A 21,234-nucleotide genomic window follows, 5' to 3' on the forward strand; every position below is an offset into this window, starting at 1 on the left:
GGGAAACACTGGAGAACCGGGCCTGTCACGTGCCGTTGGCAGCCTGTGCACCCTGGCACCCGTGTCGCGCGGGCCGCGGCGGCCGGGCGCGGAAGCAGTACGACCACTCTGGGCGGAGCGGGACCACCATGCACCATCAGCAGCGGGAACACGGCGAGAAGGAGCGGACGGAGCCGGGAACGAGGCCGGGAACGGATCCGGGAGGGGGACCGGGACCGGCCGTACGGCCGCTGGACGGTTTCACCGTCGGCGTGACCGCGGCCCGTCGGGCGGAGGAACTGGGCGCGCTGCTGGAACGGCGCGGCGCCCAGGTGCTGCACGCGCCCGCGCTGCGCATCGTCCCGCTGTCGGACGACACCGAGCTGCTCGCCGTGACCCGGGACCTGATCGGCCACGCCCCCGACATCGTCGTCGCCACCACCGCCATCGGCTTCCGCGGCTGGATCGAGGCCGCGGAGGGCTGGGGGCTCGGCGAAGCGCTGCTGGCCCGGCTGGCCGGTGTGGAACTGCTGGCGCGCGGGCCCAAGGTGCGCGGTGCGATCCGGGCCGCCGGGCTGACCGAGAAGTGGTCACCGGCCTCCGAGTCGATGGCCGAGGTGCTGGACCGGCTGCTGGCCGAGGGCGTGGCCGGGCGCCGGGTGGCGGTCCAGTTGCACGGCGAGCCGCTGCCGGGGTTCGTGGAGGCGCTGCGGGCCGGCGGCGCGGAGGTCGTCGGTGTCCCCGTGTACCGCTGGATGCCGCCGGAGGACATCGGCCCGGTCGACCGGCTCCTGGACGCGGTGACCTCGGGCGGCCTGGACGCGGTGACCTTCACCAGCGCCCCGGCCGCCGCCTCGCTGCTCCGCCGGGCGGCCGAGCGCGGCATCCGGGACGAGCTGCTGCGCGCGCTGCGCACCGAGGTGCTGCCGGTGTGCGTGGGCCCGGTCACCGCGCTGCCGCTCCAGGCCGAGGACGTGCCCACGCTCCAGCCGGAACGCTTCCGGCTCGGGCCGCTGGTACAGCTGCTGTGCCGGGAACTCCCGGGCCGGGTGCGGCCGTTGCCGGTGGCCGGCCGGTGGCTGGAGATCCGAGGGCACGCCGTCGTGGTGGACGCCGAGCTGCGGCCGGTGCCGCCCGCCGGGATGGCGCTGCTGCGCTCACTGGCCCGCCGCCCCGGCTGGGTGGTCTCCCGCGCCGACCTGCTGCGGGTGCTGCCGGGCGCGGGCCGGGACGAGCACGCGGTGGAGACCGCGATGGCCCGGCTGCGGGTGGCGCTGGGCGCGCCCAAACTGATCCAGACGGTCGTCAAGCGCGGGTACCGGCTGTCCCTGGATCCCCACGCGGACACCGACAAGTACGGCGGCGCCTCGTAGGGACTCATAGGGACTCGTAGGGACTCGTAGAGAGGGGGCCGGTTCAGGTTCCGGCTCCGGAGGGTTTCCGGCCCGCCCCGCGCCGGGCACCCTGGAAGGACACGCGCCCGGTTCCCGAGGTCCGGTTGTTCCTAAGGGGTGACAGGCACATGACGGCGCCGCCCTACGGCCTGCGGTTCGACTGCGGGCGGATCTGCCTGGACCTGGTGGCCACGGCCGGCGGTGCGCCCGACGAACGTCTCACCGGCCCCGGGCAGTTGGCGGCCTGGCTGGCCGGCGCGGGACTGGTGCCGCGGGGCGTGCCGCTGGACGGCGTCGACGGCCGCTGGGTCGTCCGCTTCCGGGCGCTGCGCGACCTGCTGTCCCGGGTGGTGCGCGACGAGCTGCGGGGCCGGGCGGCCGATGCCGACCTGGCGCGGCTCAACTCCGCCGCCGCGGCCGGGCAGCCGCCCGCCCCGCGCGTGGTGCGCACCGCCGACGGCACCCTGGCCCGTACGCTCTCCCGCCCGCCCGACTGCGCCGGGCTGCTGGCCGCGGTGGCCCGGGACGCGGTCGGGCTGCTGACCGATGCGGGCGCGCGCGGGCAGCTGCGGGAGTGCGCGGGCGAGGGCTGCCGGCTGGTCTATCTGGACACCTCGCGCGGCCGGCGCCGCCGTTGGTGCTCCAGCGAGGTCTGCGGTAACCGGGAGCGGGTGGCGCGGCACCGCAGGAAAGAGGTCGAAGGGAACCGCGGGAAAGAGGCCGGAGAGAACCGCAGGAAAGAGGTCGAAGGGAACCGCGGGAAAGAGGTCGAAGGGAACCGCGGGAAAGAGGTCGGAGAGAACCGAGGGAAAGAGGTCGGAGAAAGAGGCCGAAGGGGAAGGCCCAGAGGCCGAAGGGGAAAGGTCTGAGTCATCCGAAGTAAGGGTGTGCATCGATATCCGATCGGATCCGCTCGGATCCGCCCAGATTTATCCCTCTCGCCAGGTGCGCACGGTGCCCGGTTCGCGTACGGTTGACGGCTGCCCTACGCACAGCAGAAGGGGGCCTGGGTGGCCGCGCACAACGCCACGCACGCACCGGACCACATGCCGGACCACACGCCGGACGACATGTCGGACCACGCACCGGACGACGCGCCGGATTCCGTTCGCGACCGTGAGATCGACGCCGAGCAGACGCACCTGGACCGCGTCTACCGGCGCCTCGAGGAGAAGATCCACGAGGCGGAGTTCCTCATGGACGACGCCGCCAAGCGCGGCCAGGTCGGCACGCCCGGCGCGCTCGCCGAGCGGGACGCCCAGGTCTTCCAGGCCGGTGTCCACCTCCACCGGCTGAACTCCGAGTACGAGGACTTCCTCTTCGGCCGGATCGATCTGCTCCTCGGCAAGGACGGCAAGAAGGGCCCGGACGGCGCGTACACCTCCGTCGAGCCCGCCGACGGTGCCATCGAGAACAACCGCGCCGCGATCGCCGAGACGCTGCACATCGGCCGCCTCGGCGTCCTCGACGCGGACTACTCGCCGCTGGTCATCGACTGGCGCGCGCCGGCCGCCGCGCCCTTCTACCGCGCCACCCCGGTCGCCCCCGGCCGGGTCGTACGCCGTCGCGTCATCCGCTCCAAGGGCCGTAAGGTCCTCGGCGTCGAGGACGATCTGATGCGCCCCGAGGTCACCGCGACGCTGAACGGCGAGGAGCTTCCCGCGGTCGGCGACGGCGCGCTGATGGCGGCGCTCGGCCGGGCCCGCAGCCACACCATGCGGGACATCGTCGCCTCCATCCAGGCCGAGCAGGACAAGGTGATCCGGGCCCCCGCCGCCTCCGTCACCGAGGTCGAGGGCGGGCCCGGTACGGGCAAGACCGCGGTCGCCCTGCACCGCGCCGCCTACCTCCTCTACCAGGACCGGCGCCGCTACGCGGGCGGCATCCTGATCGTCTCCCCGACGCCGCTGCTGGTCGCGTACACCGAGGGTGTGCTGCCGTCGCTCGGCGAGGAGGGCCAGGTCGCCATCCGCGCGCTGGGCTCGCTGGTGGACGGCGCCGAGGCGACCGCGTACGACCCGCCGGCGGTCTCCCGTATCAAGGGCTCCTCGCGGATGCAGAAGCTGCTGCGCAAGGCCGCCCGCGGCGCGCTGGAGCTGGGGACGCCCCCGGAGCGGCTGCGGGTCGTCGCCTTCGGCGGCCGCCTCGAACTGGACGCCGACGGGCTGCGCTCGATCCGCCAGGCGGCGCTCGGCGGCACCGCCCCGGTCAACCTGCTGCGCCCGCGCGCCCGCCGGCTGATCCTGGACGCCCTGTGGGCCAGGTCCGGCGCCGCCCGCCGCTACACCGACCCCGAACTGGCCGCCGAGGCCCGCCAGGGCTTCGACGAGGACCTCACCACCGAGCCGGAGTTCCAGGAGTTCCTGGACGCCTGGTGGCCCGAGCTGACCCCCCGTGGCGTCCTGGCCGCGATGGCCGACGAGCGGCTGCTGAGCCGCTGGGCGCGGCGGATCCTCAACCCGCGCGAGGTGCGCCAACTGGCCCGCTCCCTGGGACGGTTGACGCGCGACGGCCAGGGAGCCGCGGGAGCACAGGGATCCCCGGGAGCACAGAGGGCCCAGGGAGCCCCGGGAGCACAGGCGGCCCGGGGAGCGCTGTCGGTGCACGACGTCGCGCTGCTGGACGAACTGCAGCTGATCCTCGGCGCGCCGATGCGCCCGCCCCGCCCGCGCGAGGCCGACCCGCTCGACCAGCTCACCGGTCTGGAGGAGCTGACGACCTACGCGGACCGCAACGGCGGCGGCCGCGGCCGGCGCGAACGCCTGGAGGAGGAGCGCACCGACTACGCCCACGTCATCGTCGACGAGGCGCAGGACCTGACGCCGATGCAATGGCGGATGGTCGGCCGCCGCGGCCGGCACGCCACCTGGACCGTCGTCGGCGACCCGGCGCAGTCGTCGTGGTCCGACCCGGACGAGGCGGCGCTCGCCCGCGACGAGGCGCTCGGCACCCGTCCGCGCCGCCGCTTCACGCTCACCGTGAACTACCGCAACCCCGCGGAGATCGCCGAGCTGTCCGCCAGGGTGCTCGCGCTGGCGATGCCCGGGATGCCGGCGCCGAAGGCCGTGCGCTCGACGGGCCTGGAGCCGCGCTTCGCGCTCGCCGTGGACGGCGATGCGGATTCTTCGGGCCGCGGCGCGCCCGCGGGCGACGGTGCGGCGCTGGCCCGGGCCGTGGTCGCCGAGGCCGAGCGCCTGCTGGACGAGGTGGACGGCACGGTCGGCGTGGTCGTGGCCATGAACCGCCGTGAGCAGGCCCGCCGCTGGCTCGCCCCGCTCGGCGACCGGGTGGTGGCGCTGGGCTCCCTGGAGGCCAAGGGGCTGGAGTACGACGCCACGGTGGTGGTCTCGCCCGCGGAGATCGCCGACGAGTCCCCGGCCGGGCTGCGGGTGCTCTACGTGGCGCTGACCCGGGCCACCCAGCAGCTGACGGTGCTCTCCGCCGAACGGGACGAACCGGACGCGGCGGGGGTTCCTGACCTGCTGCGGGACTAGGCCTGGACTAGGCCCGGGCCCAGGGCCCGGACCAGGCCCGGGCGCAGGGCCTGACGCATCGGACGGCCCCTGGGCGGACCGCCGGCGCGGGGTGGCCCGGAAAACCGCCTGGACGGACGGGATTCGCTTCCGGGGACGGTTTGTTAGCCTGGGTGACGGCACCGGCTCGATCCAAGCCCCCGGGCCCAACCATCGTCGCTACGAGCGACCACTTGCCGCGAGGCGAGCATGGCGGGTCGGTGCCATTGAGCACACAAGAGGTCCACGTCACCGGGTGACGTGGACCTCTTCGCTGCGCCGATGCGCTGCACTGTCCCGCACCCTCGTGCTGCACGCACCCTCTCGTACAGCGAAATGCATTTTCCGATAGCCTCCACAGCTCGCGACCAAAACGTTCGCAACGCAAGGCGGCTACCACGTACTCCGCGGTAGGTGCGACGATCGGACGGCAACCAGCGGCACAGCACCGCGGCGTCACAGCCGCCCGTCGTACGCCGCACGGCAACACAGCGACACGGTGAAAGCAGAGGAAGTCGGCCATGGCAACGGCGCCCAGCGTCTCCTACTCGATGACGGTCAGGCTGGAGGTGCCCGCGGGGGGAACCGCGGTCTCCCAGCTCACCACGGCCGTCGAGTCCCACGGAGGCTCGGTGATCGGCCTCGACGTCACCGCGTCCGGACACGAGAAGCTCCGCATCGACGTCACCATCGCCGCGACGTCCACGGCCCACGCCGACGAGATCGTCGAGCAGCTGCGCGGCATCGAGGGCGTCTCCCTGGGCAAGGTCTCCGACCGTACGTTCCTGATGCACCTCGGCGGCAAGATCGAGATGTCGTCGAAGCACCCCATTCGCAACCGTGACGACCTGTCCATGGTCTACACCCCCGGCGTCGCCCGGGTCTGCCAGGCCATCGCCGACAACCCCGAGGACGCCCGCCGGCTGACCATCAAGCGCAACAGCGTCGCCGTCGTCACCGACGGTTCCGCCGTCCTCGGCCTCGGCAACATCGGCCCCAAGGCCGCGCTGCCCGTCATGGAGGGCAAGGCGGCCCTCTTCAAGCGCTTCGCCGGTATCGACGCCTGGCCGATCTGCCTGGACACCCAGGACTCCGACGCGATCGTGGAGATCGTCAAGGCCATCGCCCCCGGCTTCGCCGGCATCAACCTGGAGGACATCTCCGCCCCCCGCTGCTTCGAGATCGAGGCGCGGCTGCGCGAGGCCCTGGACATCCCGGTCTTCCACGACGACCAGCACGGCACCGCCATCGTCGTCCTCGCCGCCCTCACCAACGCGCTGCGGGTCGTCGGCAAGAAGATCGGGGACGTCCGGGTCGTGATGTCCGGCGCCGGCGCGGCCGGTACCGCCATCCTCAAGCTGCTGATCGCGGCCGGCGTCCAGCACGCCGTCGTCGCCGACATCCACGGTGTGGTGCACGCCGCCCGCGCCGACCTGGTCGACGCCGACCCGGACTCGGCGCTGCGCTGGATCGCCGACAACACCAACCCCGAGGGCGTCACCGGCACCCTGAAGGAGGCCGTGGCCGGCGCGGACGTGTTCATCGGTGTCTCCGCGCCCGACGTCCTGGACGGCGACGACGTCGCGCGGATGGCCGACGGCGCGATCGTGTTCGCACTCGCCAACCCCGACCCGGAGGTCGACCCGGCCATCGCCCGGCAGACCGCCGCCGTCGTGGCCACCGGCCGCTCCGACTTCCCGAACCAGATCAACAACGTCCTGGTGTTCCCCGGCGTCTTCCGCGGGCTCCTGGACGCGGCCTCCCGTACGGTGAACACCGACATGATGCTGGCCGCGGCCGGTGCCCTGGCGGACGTGGTGCTCGACGACGAGCTCAACCCGAACTACATCATCCCCAGCGTCTTCAACGAGAAGGTCGCGGGCGCGGTGGCCGACGCGGTCCGGGGGGCGGCCAAGGGCGCCGATCCGGCTGTGATGGCCACCACTGCGCTCTGAGTACGGCGCGTCGCACGACACGCCGTCGTTGGGGCCCCCATAGGGTGGCGGACAGTAAGCGACCGCCTCCCTGTGGGGCCGGCCCGGAGTGGGATTGGCACGGAGCGTCACTACTACATGAGGCAGTGGCGCTTTTCGTGTGACCCTCCTGGGTGCCGGATTGGCTTTACCGCCGCAGGTAGGGGCAGGATGCGTATTCGGGCGAGAGGGTCTGGAAACAGACCCGGGTCCGGGGACTGTCCGAGGACCTGGCAGCATCGGCTTCGCTGAGCCGAACATGCGGCTCCGCCGCGTGGCACGCCTCATTGGCAAGAAGAACACGGGAGTACAAACATGAACCGCAGTGAGCTGGTGGCCGCGCTGGCCGATCGCGCCGAGGTGACCCGCAAGGACGCCGACGCCGTCCTGGCCGCGTTCGCCGAGACCGTCGGCGAGATCGTCGCCAAGGGCGACGAGAAGGTCACCATCCCCGGCTTCCTCACCTTCGAGCGCACCCACCGTGCCGCTCGCACCGCGCGGAACCCGCAGACCGGCGACCCGATCCAGATCCCGGCCGGCTACAGCGTGAAGGTCTCCGCGGGCTCCAAGCTCAAGGAAGCCGCCAAGGGCAAGTAAGCCCCGAGGCAGGTAAGCCTTCTCCTTACCGCGTGACAGAGCGGCCATCCCCTCCAGGGATGGCCGCTCTGCCGTGTGTGGCGGCCTGTAGGGCACTGCTCCGGCTGCCGTGCGGGAAAAAGGGCGGGTCACCGGTGTACGCCCGTCAGGGAGCCCGCCAGGGAGCCCGCCACGGCCGGCCGTAAGGGTCACGCCGGGCGATACCTGGCCGATACCTGGCCGCGGGCGGGCCGCGGGCGGGCCGCGGGCGTGAGGGGGCCGGAAGCGGGCGGAAGAGGGCGTTTGCCCGGAGGCCGAGGGGAAAGGGCGGCGGTATGCTGCTTCCTACGGCAGTTTCTAGGCGGTTTTCTCTGGAGATGCCGGTTCCTGTGGCGGTACCGGGAGGAATCCATGGCAGTTCCGGGCCGAATTCCACATTGACCCTGAGACTGATCCCGAGACTGATCCCGAGACTGATCCTGAGATTGGTCCTGAGTCCTGAACTTCCGCACCAAATCCCTCAGCCCTTGGCAGGTGATGGCGGATGGTGTTGTTCGGCGCGAAGAAGTCCTCGAAATCCGCTGGATACAAGGGTACGTCGCTCGAGGCGATTCGCCATCACTACGATTTTCTGGGCGATTTCTACCGGCTGACCCTGGGGCCCGAACTCGTCTACTCCTTCGGAATGTGGGAGCCCGGCGACACGCTTGAGGCGGCCCAGCTGCGCAAGCTCGATCACCACGCGGAGGCGGCGCACGCGGTGGGCGCGGCGCGGGTGCTCGATGTCGGCTGCGGGTGGGGGAGCCTGATGAAGCGGCTGGTGGAGACGCATCATGTGCAGCATGTCGTGGGGCTGACCATGAGTCCGGGGCAAGCGGCGTGGATACGGGAGCGGAATTGGCCGGGGTGTGAGGTCCGGGCCGAGAACTGGTACGACCACGAGCCGGACGGCCCGTACGACGCCATTATCGCCATCGAGGCGATCGAGCATTTCGCGGGCAACACCATGTGGCGGGCGCAGCGGGTCGCTCGCTACCGGGAGTTCTTCCAGCGCTGCCATTCCTGGCTGCGGCCGGGCGGGCGGATATCGCTTCAGGTCAATGCCTGGAATGAGCGAGGGTGGTTCGCTTCCCTGGTACTGCCGGTGCGATCCACGACCCGGAACGGCGATGCCCGAGACGCCGGGAGGCTCTGGGGAATGCGGGGTATCAGGGACATCTATGACGGCGTGAAGAATGTACGGGAGGGATTTCACGCCTCGCGCACGGTGTTTCCCGAGTGTTTTCTGCCGACCCGTGCCGAGCTGATCGAGGCCGGCCGGGGACTCTTCACGGTCCTGGAGGTGCGCAGTGACCGCGAGGACGGCGTGCGGACCGTACAGAGCTGGCTGGAGCGGGGAGAGGCCAATCGGGCCCGCGGGGCGGAACTCATCGGTGAACGGGCCGTCGCCGACATTCTGCGGGAGCAGCGGGCGGGGCTGAAATTCCTGCGGGAGGGGCGGTCCACATCGCTGCGGATGGTCTTGGAGAGGGCGTAAGGGCCGTCAGAAGGGAGCCGCGGCCCCTCTCCGCATCCCGTCCGGAATGGCCGGACACGGAGAGAGGCCGAGGGAGTGCGGTGCCGGTGCGGGCGGGCTCAGCCGTCCGTCGCGGGCGCGTGTGCGCCGCCCGGGAGTTCCACGGAGGCGCCCAGTTTCACGAGCTTCTCCATGAAGTTCTCGTAGCCGCGGTTGATCAGGTCGATGCCGTGCACCCGGGAGGTGCCCTGCGCCGCCAGTGCCGCGATCAGGTACGAGAAGCCGCCGCGCAGGTCGGGGATGACCAGGTCGGCGCCCTGGAGCTTGGTCGGGCCGCTGACGACCGCGGAGTGCAGGAAGTTGCGCTGGCCGAAGCGGCAGGCGGAGCCGCCCAGGCACTCGCGGTAGAGCTGGATGTGGGCGCCCATCTGGTTGAGGGCGGAGGTGAAGCCGAGGCGGGACTCGTACACCGTCTCGTGGACGATGGACAGGCCGGACGCCTGGGTGAGGGCGACCACCAGGGGCTGCTGCCAGTCGGTCTGGAAACCGGGGTGGACGTCGGTCTCCAGGGCGATCGCGCTGAGCGAGCCGCCCGGGTGCCAGAAGCGGATGCCCTCGTCGTCGATCTCGAAGGCGCCGCCGACCTTACGGAAGGTGTTGAGGAACGTCATCATGGACCGCTGCTGGGCGCCGCGGACGTAGATGTTGCCTTCCGTGGCCAGGGCCGCGGAGGCCCAGGAGGCGGCTTCCAAGCGGTCGGGGAGGGCCCGGTGGGTGTAGCCGTTGAGCTTGTCGACACCGGTGATCCGGATCGTCCGGTCGGTGTCCATGGAGATGATCGCGCCCATCTTCTGCAGGACGCAGATCAGGTCCTCGATCTCCGGCTCGACGGCGGCGTTGGACAGCTCGGTGACGCCCTCGGCGAGGACCGCGGTCAGCAGCACCTGCTCGGTGGAGCCGACGGACGGGTACGGCAGCCGGATCTTGCAGCCGCGCAGGCGCTGCGGGGCCTCCAGGTACTGGCCGTCGTCGCGCTTCTCGATCTTCGCGCCGAACTGCCGCAGCACGTCGAAGTGGAAGTCCACCGGCCGGCCGCCGATGTCGCAGCCGCCGAGGCCGGGGATGAAGGCGTGGCCGAGGCGGTGCAGCAGCGGGCCGCAGAACAGGATGGGGATGCGGGAGGAGCCGGCGTGCGCGTCGATGTCCGCGACGTTGGCGCTCTCGACGTGCGAGGGGTCGAGGACCAGCTCGCCCGGCTCGTCACCAGGGCGGACCGTGACGCCGTGCAGCTGCAGCAGCCCGCGCACCACGCGAACATCGCGGATGTCGGGGACGTTGCGCAGCCGGCTGGGGCCGCTGCCGAGCAGGGCGGCGACCATGGCCTTCGGCACTAGGTTCTTCGCACCGCGAACCCGGATCTCGCCCTCCAGCGGGGTGCCGCCGTGGACAAGCAGTACGTCGTCAGTAGAGACGGTCATGGATCTCGCGTTCCTGGAGACGGGCAGGGCCAAGCAGAAATGGTAAGGGCGCCGAAGGGGGTGCCCGTGTGCACGTACGGGCCCCGAGCATGTAATGGCTTTGTCACAACACGCTCGGCTACGATCCGCCTTTGATCTGTAATCTCCCTATGGGTGGAAACCTTGCGGAATGTCGCGCATAAAGACTTCCGGGATCCGGGCAAGGGCGAACAGACCGTGAGCGAATCCCCACAGGTCCGCACGCGCCCCGACGGATAAGCGGTATCCGTCACGTGCGCCGGGGCTGCCGCCGTACGCCCTGCACTGCTCTTGTGCGGGAGGGGGCGTTCACTCCCCGCTCCAGGGGGAAGTGCGGGATCATGTGGACATGACCGAGGTGTCCTCGCTGACCGGCCGGCTGCTCGTCGCGACACCCGCGCTCGCCGATCCGAACTTCGACCGCGCGGTGGTGCTGCTGCTCGACCATGACGAGGAAGGCTCCCTCGGCGTGATCCTCAATCGCCCGACCCCGGTCGGCGTCGCCGACATCCTCGCGCCGTGGGCCGCGCTGGCGGGTGAGCCGGGGGTGGTCTTCCAGGGCGGCCCGGTATCGCTGGACTCGGCCCTCGGGGTGGCCGTGGTGCCCGGCGCGCTGTCCGGTGAGGGCGGTGTCCCCTCCGTGGACGGTGACGGCGGCCGCCCGGACGGTGACGGCGAGGGGAGCGGGGGAGGCGGCGAGGGCGGTGAGAGCGGCGAGAGTGCGGGGGCGGCCGCGGCGCAGTCCGCTGACCGGGGCGGCGACGTGCGGCCGGACGATGAGCCGCTCGGCTGGCGGAGGGTGCACGGCGCCATCGGGCTGGTCGACCTGGAGGCTCCGCCGGAGCTGCTCGCCGCGGTGCTCGGCAGCCTGCGGATCTTCGCGGGGTACGCGGGCTGGGGGCCGGGTCAGCTGGAGGACGAGCTGGTGGAGGGTGCCTGGTATGTCGTCGAGTCCGAGCCGGGCGACGTGTCTTCACCCGACCCCGAGCGGCTGTGGCGGGCGGTGCTGCGGCGGCAGCGCAATGAGCTGGCGATGGTGGCGACGTATCCGGACGATCCGTCGCTGAACTGAGCGGGGGGACGGGGGGCCGGGACCGGGCGCCCGGACGGGGCGCTGGGCGGCTTGTGTCGGGGCGGGTGCCGGGACTGGGTGTCGGGACCGGGCGTCGGGTACGGCCGGGTTTTGCGCCCCGCCTCACCCCGCCTCGCCCTGCTGCACGCCTGCTCGGCCCGCTTCATGCCCTGTCCTGCGCGCCCTTTTGCGCCCCTTCGCGCCCAGAGATTTGGTTGATGGCTTAATCATTGTGACGGTTTTGTCATGGGGACTGTCAGTCCCCGTCGCTATGGTTCGAGGTGACAGGGGACGGTGCGCGGCCGCCCCGGCGGACCGCGCCGGACAGCGGGGGAGCGCTGCCATGCACAAGCCGAGTGTGCCCGAGGACCTGGACCATCCGGAGCGGCTCTGGGCGCGCGCCGCGACGCTCGCGGTGGTCGCGGCCGCCGTGGACGACTGGGACGAATTCACCTTCGGTGCCCAGGGGTTGGCGTGCTGGAACGCCGGCGGCGCGTACTGGTGGCGGCTGAAACTGTACGACGACGGCCGGGCGCTGCTCTGCGGCCAGGACGCGGACGCCAGTTGCACGCGCGACGGCGGCCGGCGGATCGACTTCCTGGCCGGCGGCCCCGAGTGGCTGCCCTGGGAGCGGCTGCGGGACGACGCCGAGGGTGAGCTCCTCGGCTTCGTCTACTGGTGGGAGGACGGTGTCTGGGCCCGCGCGCCGTACCCCGGGAATCTGCCGGACGACGGGCTGGGGATGGCGATGGGCTGGGCCGCGCCCGGTGACGCCGCGGTCGGGCGGATCGCCGGCAGCCTGGTGGCCCTTGCGGAGACCGACGTCGATGCCACGGCCGCGGTCCATGCCTTCCTCGCCGCGGCCCAGGAGCGGATGGTCGGCGCGCAGGACGTGGCCGCACTGCTGGACGCGGTATGCGGCCGGGACTCCTGGTACGAGGTCCGGCCGGAGGCCGCGCTGGCGTTTGCGGAGCGGCTGGGCCTGACGGCCGGCGACCGCGGCGGGGTGGCGGTCTCCTAGGCGAGCGGCTGCCGGACGAGCGGTTGCTGGACGAGCGGCTGCGCTCCCGGGTGTGCCTGCGCCCCCAGGGCGAAGAAGCGCTCGGCGAGCGGGCTGGGCGCTGCAGGTGTCGCAGCAGCACCGGCTGCTGGAGCGGAGCGCGGAGCGCGGCACGGTCGCCCTCGCCCTGAACAATTCGGCGCTCTACCTGGGCAGCGCGGTCGGCTCGGCGCTCGGCGGTCTGGCGCTCGGGGCGGGCCTGGCTCCGTACGCGCTGCCATGGGCCGCCGCCGGGGTGGTGGCGGCGGCGCTTGTGCTCCATCTGGCAGCGGGCCGACGCTCCCGGGTTGCGGCGGGCGTGGGTACCCTTGGCACCTATGAGCACTCTTGAGCCCGAGCGCGGGGCAGGTACGGGGACCCTCGTAGAGCCGACACCGCAGGTGTCGCACGGCGACGGCGACCACGAGCGCTTCGCCCACTACGTCCAGAAGGACAAGATCATGGCGAGCGCGCTCGACGGGACCCCCGTCGTGGCGCTCTGCGGCAAGGTGTGGGTGCCCGGCCGCGACCCGAAGAAGTACCCCGTCTGTCCCATGTGCAAGGAGATCTACGAGTCCATGGGCGCCGGCGGCGACAAGGGCAAGGGCGGCAACGACGGCGGCAAGAAGTAGCCACCGCGGCGGCCGGCCCCGGCCCCGGTAGCGCGCACGGGCGCGGCGCACGTCAGCCGCGGCGCCAGACGCACGCGCGGCCCGCGGGGCCCGGCAGGTCGATAGCAGGAGCCATAGGGCGGATTCAACGGCCCTACGGTGACATTGCCCCGCCATGAGGTCATGAGGCCATGAGGTCATGGCGACGGGCCCGAGTCCACGAAGGACCCGGGCCCGTCGCCATACCCGGCCGTTCTCCCTCGCTCCATGCCGCCCCTCGCTCCGTGCTCCGTGCTCCATGCCGCCGGGCGCGGGAGCATGGCAGCATCGACCGGGATGACCATCCCCGTGCTGGTCTTCCGCTCTCCCTCGTACCGCTCTTCTCTTCCTCCCTCGTACCGCTCTTCGTACTGCTCCTCGTACCGCTCTTCCTCGTACTCGTACAGCGCCGGCTGGTCTCGGGCCTGGACGGCGCGGTGAAGGACTGACTGACGGCATGCCGGACACAGACACCGACACAGGTACCGACACAGACACCCACCCCGCACAGGAAGCCGGCCTGATCCCGGCACCACTGAGCATCGACGGGCCGCACCTCGGCACCGTCCATCTCGGCACGGACACCGCCCTCGCCGCCGCACCCGGCACCGAGGACACCGCACGCTGGCTGCGCGCGACCCTCGGCGCGGCCTTCGGCCTGCCGCTGCCGCCCGGCTCACCCGAGGCGGCCGACACCCTCGCGCTCGCCCTCGACCCCGCCCTCCCGGCGGAGGGCTATCGCCTGGAGGCCGACGCCCGTTGGGGCGTACGGATCGCCGGCGGCGGCCCGGCCGGTGTCTTCTGGGGAGCCCAGACGCTCCGTCAGCTCCTCGGCCCGCTCGCCTTCCGCCGGGCCCCGCTCGCCCCGGACCGTCCCGTCGTCCTGCCGCAGCAGACCATCGAGGACGGGCCCCGCTTCGGCTGGCGCGGCATGCTGCTCGACGTCGCACGGCACTTCCTGCCCAAGGAAGGCGTGCTGCGCTACATCGACCTGCTCGCCGCCCACAAACTCAATGTCCTCCACCTCCACCTCACCGACGACCAGGGCTGGCGCATCGAGATCGCCCGCTATCCGAAGCTCACCGAGACCGGCGGCTGGCGCGAGCGCACCAAGGCCGGACACCGTGCCTCCCCCCTCTGGGACGACCGCCCGCACGGCGGCTACTACACCCACGACGACATCCGCGAGATCGTCGCCTACGCCGCCCAGCGGCATATCACCGTCGTCCCCGAGATCGACATCCCCGGACACTCGCAGGCCGCCATCGCCGCGTACCCGGAACTCGGCAACACCGACGTCATCGACACCACCTCCCTGAAGGTCTGGGACACCTGGGGCGTCAACCCCAACGTACTGGCGCCCACTGACAACACCCTTCGCTTCTACGAACACGTCCTGGAGGAGGTCCTCGACCTCTTCCCCTCGCCGTTCGTGCACATCGGCGGCGACGAGTGCCCCAAGGACCAGTGGCGGGCGTCCGCCACCGCCCAGGCCCGGATCGCCGAGCTCTCCCTCGCCGGCGAGGACGAGCTGCAGAGCTGGTTCATCCGGCACTTCGACCGCTGGCTCACCGACCGTGGACGGCGGCTGATCGGCTGGGACGAGATCCTCGAAGGCGGCCTGGCCGAGGGGGCCGCCGTCTCCTCCTGGCGCGGCTACGCCGGCGGGGTCGCCGCCGCCAAGGCCGGCCACGACGTCGTCATGTGCCCCGAACAGCAGGTCTACCTGGACCACCGTCAGCACCCGTCCCCCGACGAGCCGGTGCCGATCGGCTTCGTACGCACCCTGGAGGACGTCTACCGATTCGAGCCGGTGCCACCCGAACTGACGGCCGACCAGGCCGCGCACGTCCTGGGAACCCAGGCCAACGCCTGGACCGAGGTCATGGACACTCAGGCGCGCCTCGACTACCAGGTCTTCCCGAGGCTGGCCGCCTTCGCCGAGGTCGCCTGGTCACGGCTGCCGGCCCCGGCCGACCGCGACTACCGGGACTTCTCCCGGCGGATGGCCGCCCACTACGCCCGCCTCGACGCCCTCGGCGTCGACTACCGCCCGTCCGGCGGCCCCCGGCCCTGGCAGAAACGCCCCGGAGTGCTCGGACGCCCGATCGACGGGGCGCCCCCGAACGTGTGAGGCCCGTACCGCCCCGGGGGACTCCGGGGACCCCGGGGGACACCCCCGTATCGCTCCGTACCACCGGGTGCGCCCCGTCGACCGGGCGGAGCGCGCGGCCCTGGTGGGGTGCCCGGTGGGGCGCCCGGTGGGGTGCCGTACGCCCGGCAGCGCGCCGCGCCCCCTCACCGGCCGTAGCGGACGAAACCGGACCAGCACTACCGAGTGGTGACGGACCGCCGCTTCGTGGACCCTCGCGCCGAGGTGCCACGAAGATGTGCCAGAGTTGCCACGTCCGGGCTGGGAGCACGTACCGTACGGCGGAGCGGAACTGCCGGGACACCCGGGGAAGGGGCAGCTGGCTTGACCACGCACGCACCGCACGCGTCGCACACGGTGACGTTGCCGGCCTCGCTCGACGAGGCGGTGGCGGCGCTCACCGCCATGCCCGCCGCCGTGCCCGTCGCGGGCGGCACGGACCTCATGGCGGCGGTCAACGCCGGACTCCTCAGACCCGCAGCGCTGGTGGGCCTCGGCCGGATCAGCGAGATCCGCGGTTGGCAGTACCTGGACGGTCATGCGCTGCTCGGCGCCGGGCTGACGCTCGCCCGTATGGGGCGCCCCGACTTCGCCGCCCTGATTCCCGGCCTGGCCGCCGCCGCCCGCGCGGCCGGCCCGCCGCAGATCCGCAACGCGGGCACCCTCGGCGGCAACATCGTGACCTCCGCCCCTACGGGCGACACCCTCCCGGTGCTCGCCGCCCTGGACGCCACGGTGATCATCGCCGGCCCCGGGGGGACCCGCCGTGAGATCCCGGTCAGCCACCTCCTGGCCGGCCGCGAGATGCTGCGCCCCGGCGAACTCGTCGGCTTCGTGCGGGTACCGCTGCTGCACGCCCCGCAGGCCTTCCTGAAGGCCGGCGGCCGTACCGGACCCGGGCGCGCCACCGCGTCGGTCGCGCTCGTCCTGGACCCCGCCCGGCGCGGCGTACGCTGCGCGGTCGGCGCGGTCGCCGCCATGCCGCTGCGCCCCCTGGAGGCCGAGCAGTGGGTGGCGTCGATCATCGACTGGGACGGCGAACGCGCCCTGGTGCCCGAGGCGCTGACCGCTTTCGGCGACTATGTCGCCGCCGCCTGCATCCCGGACCCGGTGCCGTCGGAGGACGGTTCCGAACCGGCGCCCCTGCCACCGGCCGCGCTGCATCTGCGCCGTACGGTGGCAGCACTGGCCCGCCGCGCACTCGGGAGGGCGCTCTCGGCATGAGCGAGCGGAGCATGAGGGTCCCCCCGGCCGGAGGCTGGTGGAGAATCAACGGGAGGTGCGCGCCCCGCGCAGGCGAGGGCGAGCGGAGCGAGGGGTCTCGGCATGAGTGACGCGGACAACCGTCATCGGCAGCCGCAGCAGCCGTCCGCCGACCAGGGCTGGCAGCCGCTGCCGCAGGGCGGTGAGTACGAGCAGGAGGCGACGGCCTTCGTCCAGCTCCCCGAGGGCTTCACCACCGGGGTCTACGGCGGCCGTACGCCCGACCGCACCCCGGGCGCCGACCCGCTCGCCGCGCCCGGCCACGGCTACACCCCGCCGGCCTCCTTCACCCCGCACCCCGCCGCCCCGCCGTCCGCCGACACCGACCCGGCGGCCACCGGCCAGTGGACGATGCCGTTCGCGGACCCCTCGGCCGGCTACGCCGACCCGTCCGCCGGCTACCCCGCTCCCACGGACGGTACGGCCCACCCCACGGACGGTACGGCCCACCACGGACCGCCCACGGGCTACCGGAGTGGCGCACCCGGGGGCGCGCAGCCCTGGGGCGGTGGCACCCCGGTGGAGTGGCCCGTGGCGGGCGGCCCACAGGCGAGCGGCCCGCTTCCGGGGAGCGGCACGTGGTCGGTTCCGGCGGCGGCCGACGACGGCCTGGAGGAGTCCGGCGAGTACCGCGTCGACGGCTACCAGGACGGCAGATACCAGGACGGCAGATACCAGGGCGGTGGCTACCAGGGCGGTGGTTACCCGCACGCCGGCGCGTACGGCGGCGCGAACGCCGGTGCGGGCGCGGACGCGGACGCCGGTGTGGACACTGGTGTGGCCGACGGTACGGACCCGGGCTCCGCTGCCCGTACCGGACACTGGAACTTCACCACCGGTCTGAGCGCCACGAACCCGGGGCAGACGCGCTCCACGGAGCCGCAGGAGGCCTCGCGGAGCGCAGGAGCCGAAGTCCCCTTCGGCGGCCCCGCGGACGGCTCGTACGAGCCGGAGAGCGGCTTCCCGGCCCCGGGCGGCCCGGACGTCACGGCCGGCGGCGCGACCGGACACTGGTCGCTGCCGGCCGATGCGCTCGCCCAGTGGCCGCCGACCGCCGAGACGGCGCCGCCCGCGCACGACAGGGCGTCGGACGTACCCGCCCCAGCCGGCGCGGCCGGCTGGGCGGCACCGACGGCCGCCGCCGAAGTCGAAGCCGTAGACGAGGACGTCGCGGACGCCTCACAGGCGGCTGCCCTGGATGCCCCGGATACCCGGGATGTCCCGGACACCCCGGACATCCCGCAGGCGGACGCCCGCCCGGAAGCCGACGTACCGGGCGGATCTGCCGAGTCCGACTCCGACTCCGCCCCCGAGTCCGACTCCGACCCCGAGCCCAACTCCGAGGCCGTTCCCGGCGAACCAGCGGACCACGACGGCGACAGCACGGAGGAAACCGAGGGCGCCGACACCACCGAGGCGACCGAGGCGACTGAGGGCACCAAGGCCACCGACGCCACCGAGGAGGCCGACGCGACCGCCCCGGCCACCGGTGACGTCACGGGCGCCGAAGCCCAGGCCCCCTCCGCGGAGGCCGCCGAGCGCCCCACCGACACCCACAACGAACACGGCGAACACGACAAGCGCAGCGAGCACGCAGACCACCACGACCACAACGAAGACCACGACCACAACGAAGACCACGAACACAGCGAACACCCCTCCGCCTCCTACGTCCTGCGCGTGAACGGCATCGACCGCCCGGTCACCGGCGCCTGGATCGGCGAATCGCTGCTCTACGTGCTGCGCGAACGCCTCGGCCTGGCCGGTGCCAAGGACGGCTGCTCGCAGGGCGAGTGCGGCGCCTGCTCCGTCCAGGTGGACGGGCGGCTGGTGGCGTCGTGCCTGGTGCCCGCCGCGACCACTGCGGGCAGCGAGGTCCGTACGGTCGAGGGCCTCGCCCGCAACGGCGCCCCCTCCGACGTCCAGTGCGCCCTCGCCGCCTCCGGTGCCGTGCAGTGCGGCTTCTGTGTACCGGGGATGGCGATGACCGTGCACGACCTCCTGGAGGGCAACCCCGCCCCCAGCGAGCTGGAGACCCGCAAGGCGCTGTGCGGCAACCTCTGCCGCTGCTCCGGCTACCGGGGCGTGCTGGACGCCGTCGAAGAAGTCGTCAAGGCCCGTGCGGAAGCCGCCGAGGCAGCCGAGGCCGCCACGTCCCCGGAGGACGGACCGGCCGTGGCGCCCCCGCCGGACACCGCCCGTATTCCCCACCAGGCAGGCCCCGCCGACCCCATGGGCCGCGCCCCGCACGACCAGGATCCGCACACCGGAGGCACCGCATGACGTCCGATGGCGCAGCCGCCGTCACCGCGACCCCCGCGGCGGGCGTCCCGATCCCGCCCGTCGAGCCGCCGCCGCACGGGCTGGGCGTCTCGCTGCCGCCCGCCGACGCCGCGGCGAAGACGGAGGGCACCTTCCCGTACGCCGCCGACCTGTGGGCCGAGGGGCTGCTGTGGGCGGCCATACTGCGCTCGCCGCACCCGCGCGCCCGGATCCGGTCCGTCGACACCCGGCACGCCCTGGAGATGCCGGGCGTCCGCGCCATCGTCACGCACGACGACGTCCCCGGGGACGCGGGCCACGGCCGGGGCACCGCCGACCGCCCGGTCTTCGCCAAGGACGAGGTCCGCCACCACGGTGAGCCGATCGCCGCGGTGGCCGCCGACCACCCCGACACGGCACGGCTGGCCGCCGCCGCCATCGCGGTCGAGTACGAGGTGCTGGACGCCGTCACCGACCCCCAACTGGCCTTCGAGGCCGAGCCGTTGCACCCGGACGGGAACCTCATCCGGCACATCCCGCTCCGCTTCGGTGACGCCGACGCCGTGGGTGAGGTGATGGTCGAGGGTCTCTACCGGATCGGCCGCCAGGACCCGGCGCCCATCGGGGCCGAAGCCGGGCTCGCGGTACCGCGCCCGGACGGAGGCGTGGAGATCTACACCGCCTCCACGGATCCGCACACCGACCGCGATCTGGCCGCCGCCTCCTTCGGCCTGGAACCGGACAAGGTCAAGGTCGTGGTGACCGGTGTGCCCGGCGCCACCGCCGACCGCGAGGACCCCGGCATCCAGCTGTCACTGGGCCTGCTGGCGCTGCGCACCGGCTGCCCCGTCAAACTCGCCGCCACCCGCGAGGAGTCCTTCCTCGCGCACGCCCACCGCCACCCCACGCTTCTGCGCTACCGCCACCACGCGGACGCCGAGGGCAAGCTGGTCAAGGTGGAGGCGCAGATCCTCATGGACGCCGGGGCCTACGCCGACACCTCCGCCGACGCGCTCGCCGCCGCGGTCTCCTTCTCCTGCGGCCCGTACGTCGTCCCGCACGCGGTCGTCGACGGCTGGGCGGTGCGCACCAACAACCCGCCCTCCGGCCACGTACGGGGCGAAGGCGCCCTGCAGGTCTGCGCCGCCTACGAGGGCCAGATGGACAAACTGGCCGCCCGTCTGGGCCTGGAGCCCGACGAGATCCGGATGCGGAACGTCATGGCCACCGGCGATCTGCTCCCCACGGGACAGACGGTGACCTGCCCCGCCCCCGTGGCCGAACTCCTGCACGCCGTACGGGAAGCGCCGCTGCCCGAGCTGCCCAAGGACGCCCCCGAGGCGGACTGGCTGCTGCCGGGCGGCCCGGAGGGTGCGGGCGAACCGGGCGCGGTGCGCCGCGGCGTCGGTTACGCGCTCGGCATGGTGCACATGCTCGGAGCGGAGGGCGCAGACGAGGTCTCCACCGCCACCGTCAAGGTCAGCGGTTCGGTCGCCACGGTCATCTGCGCGGCCGTCGAGACCGGTTCGGGCTTCTCCACGCTGGCGCGGCAGATCGTCCAGGAGACCCTCGGGGTCGACGAGGTGCACGTCGCCGGCGTCGACACCGACCAGCCCCCGGCCGGCCCGGCCTGCCACGGACGGCACACCTGGGTCTCGGGCGGCGCCGTCGAACGCGCCGCCAAGATGGTCCGCACCCAGCTGCTCCAGCCCCTGGCGCACAAGTTCGGCATGTCCACCGAACTCCTCCAGTTCAGCGACGGCAAGATCACGTCGTACGACGGCGTGCTCAGCACCACCGTCGCCGAAGCCCTGGACGGCAAGGAGCTCTGGGCCACCGCCCAGTGCCGCCCGCACCCCACCGAGCCGCTCGACGACAGCGGCCAGGGCGACGCCTTCGTCGGCCTCGCGTTCTGCGCCATCCGCTGCGTCGCCGACGTGGACATCGAACTGGGCGCCGTCCGGGTCGTCGACATGACCGTCGCGCAGGACGTCGGCCGGGTCCTCAACCCGCGCCAGCTGCGGGCCCGTATCGAGGCCGGCGTCACCCAGGGACTGGGCGCCGCCCTGATGGAGAACCTGCGCACCACCCGCGGCCAGGTCCGCCACCCCGACCTGACCGGCTACGCGCTGCCGACCGCGCTCGACGCCCCGGATATCCGCATCGTCAAGCTGATCGAGGACCGCGACGTGATCGCCCCCTTCGGCGCCAAGCCGGCCAGCGCGGTCCCCGTGGTCACCTCCCCGGCCGCCGTGGCCTCCGCCGTCCGGGCCGCCACCGGCCGCCCCATCGGCCGCCTCCCCATCCGCCCCCAGGCGGCGGTGGCCCAGGTGCTCCAGCCGTAGCTGTA

General features: G+C 72.9%; 16 protein-coding genes. 15 read left to right on the forward strand and 1 reads right to left on the reverse strand.

Annotation, left to right across the window (positions count from 1 at the left end; translation table 11 throughout):
- The first annotated feature begins 128 nt into the window (after positions 1–128).
- From ACFY12_RS28330 to ACFY12_RS28355, 6 genes are all read left to right on the forward strand, one after another.
- Positions 129–1,352 carry a uroporphyrinogen-III synthase gene (locus tag ACFY12_RS28330; protein ID WP_390718748.1) on the forward strand — a complete coding sequence of 408 codons (1,224 nt, stop codon included), beginning with the start codon at positions 129–131 and terminating at the stop codon, positions 1,350–1,352.
- 149 nt (positions 1,353–1,501) lie between these two features.
- Positions 1,502–2,242 carry a CGNR zinc finger domain-containing protein gene (locus tag ACFY12_RS28335; RefSeq protein ID WP_390718749.1) on the forward strand — a complete coding sequence of 247 codons (741 nt, stop codon included), beginning with the start codon at positions 1,502–1,504 and terminating at the stop codon, positions 2,240–2,242.
- Positions 2,243–2,419: 177 nt separating this feature from the next.
- A complete protein-coding gene (locus ACFY12_RS28340) occupies positions 2,420–4,867 on the forward strand; it encodes a HelD family protein (protein ID WP_390718933.1) in 2,448 nt (815 codons plus the stop codon).
- A 539-nt stretch (positions 4,868–5,406) separates the two neighbouring features.
- Entirely contained in the window at positions 5,407–6,840 is a 1,434-nt protein-coding gene (locus tag ACFY12_RS28345; protein WP_390718750.1) for an NAD-dependent malic enzyme, read from the forward strand.
- 333 nt (positions 6,841–7,173) lie between these two features.
- The gene (locus ACFY12_RS28350; RefSeq protein WP_007382399.1) at positions 7,174–7,455 is read left to right on the forward strand and encodes an HU family DNA-binding protein; all 282 of its coding nucleotides are present in this window, start codon (positions 7,174–7,176) and stop codon (positions 7,453–7,455) included.
- Positions 7,456–7,978: 523 nt separating this feature from the next.
- Positions 7,979–8,971 carry an SAM-dependent methyltransferase gene (locus ACFY12_RS28355; protein ID WP_390718751.1) on the forward strand — a complete coding sequence of 331 codons (993 nt, stop codon included), beginning with the start codon at positions 7,979–7,981 and terminating at the stop codon, positions 8,969–8,971.
- 98 nt (positions 8,972–9,069) lie between these two features.
- Here ACFY12_RS28355 and murA read toward each other — a convergent pair whose 3' ends face one another.
- On the reverse strand, positions 9,070–10,428 hold the full coding sequence (murA, locus tag ACFY12_RS28360) for a UDP-N-acetylglucosamine 1-carboxyvinyltransferase (RefSeq protein WP_390718752.1): 1,359 nt from the start codon (positions 10,426–10,428) through the stop codon (positions 9,070–9,072).
- 367 nt (positions 10,429–10,795) lie between these two features.
- On the opposite strand from murA, the gene ACFY12_RS28365 reads away from it, so the two are divergent.
- The 9 genes from ACFY12_RS28365 to ACFY12_RS28405 all read left to right on the forward strand — a co-directional run bounded on the left by ACFY12_RS28365 (position 10,796) and on the right by ACFY12_RS28405 (position 21,229).
- Positions 10,796–11,518 carry a YqgE/AlgH family protein gene (locus tag ACFY12_RS28365; protein ID WP_390718753.1) on the forward strand — a complete coding sequence of 241 codons (723 nt, stop codon included), beginning with the start codon at positions 10,796–10,798 and terminating at the stop codon, positions 11,516–11,518.
- 343 nt (positions 11,519–11,861) lie between these two features.
- Positions 11,862–12,539, forward strand: coding sequence for a hypothetical protein (locus ACFY12_RS28370; RefSeq protein WP_390718754.1), 678 nt, complete (start codon positions 11,862–11,864; stop codon positions 12,537–12,539).
- Between the two features lie 106 nt (positions 12,540–12,645).
- Entirely contained in the window at positions 12,646–12,909 is a 264-nt protein-coding gene (locus ACFY12_RS28375) for a hypothetical protein (protein WP_390718755.1), read from the forward strand.
- Complete coding sequence (locus ACFY12_RS28380) at positions 12,896–13,189, forward strand: DUF3039 domain-containing protein (protein ID WP_390718756.1); 294 nt, start codon at positions 12,896–12,898, stop codon at positions 13,187–13,189. The genes ACFY12_RS28375 and ACFY12_RS28380 overlap by 14 nt, the downstream gene beginning before the upstream one ends.
- A gap of 263 nt (positions 13,190–13,452) precedes the next feature.
- Positions 13,453–13,656 carry a hypothetical protein gene (locus tag ACFY12_RS28385; RefSeq protein ID WP_390718757.1) on the forward strand — a complete coding sequence of 68 codons (204 nt, stop codon included), beginning with the start codon at positions 13,453–13,455 and terminating at the stop codon, positions 13,654–13,656.
- Between the two features lie 8 nt (positions 13,657–13,664).
- Entirely contained in the window at positions 13,665–15,341 is a 1,677-nt protein-coding gene (locus ACFY12_RS28390) for a beta-N-acetylhexosaminidase (RefSeq protein ID WP_390718758.1), read from the forward strand.
- Positions 15,342–15,683: 342 nt separating this feature from the next.
- Positions 15,684–16,583 (forward strand): FAD binding domain-containing protein, encoded by a 900-nt coding sequence (locus ACFY12_RS28395; protein WP_390718759.1) that lies wholly within the window; start codon positions 15,684–15,686, stop codon positions 16,581–16,583.
- 102 nt (positions 16,584–16,685) lie between these two features.
- Positions 16,686–18,905 carry a 2Fe-2S iron-sulfur cluster-binding protein gene (locus ACFY12_RS28400; protein WP_390718760.1) on the forward strand — a complete coding sequence of 740 codons (2,220 nt, stop codon included), beginning with the start codon at positions 16,686–16,688 and terminating at the stop codon, positions 18,903–18,905.
- The gene (locus tag ACFY12_RS28405; RefSeq protein WP_390718761.1) at positions 18,902–21,229 is read left to right on the forward strand and encodes a xanthine dehydrogenase family protein molybdopterin-binding subunit; all 2,328 of its coding nucleotides are present in this window, start codon (positions 18,902–18,904) and stop codon (positions 21,227–21,229) included. Before ACFY12_RS28400 ends, ACFY12_RS28405 begins: the two co-directional genes overlap by 4 nt.
- Positions 21,230–21,234 lie beyond the last annotated feature (5 nt).

The sequence above is a fragment of the Streptomyces sp. NPDC001339 genome (genome assembly GCF_042895955.1).
Taxonomy (GTDB): Bacteria; Actinomycetota; Actinomycetes; order Streptomycetales; family Streptomycetaceae; genus Streptomyces.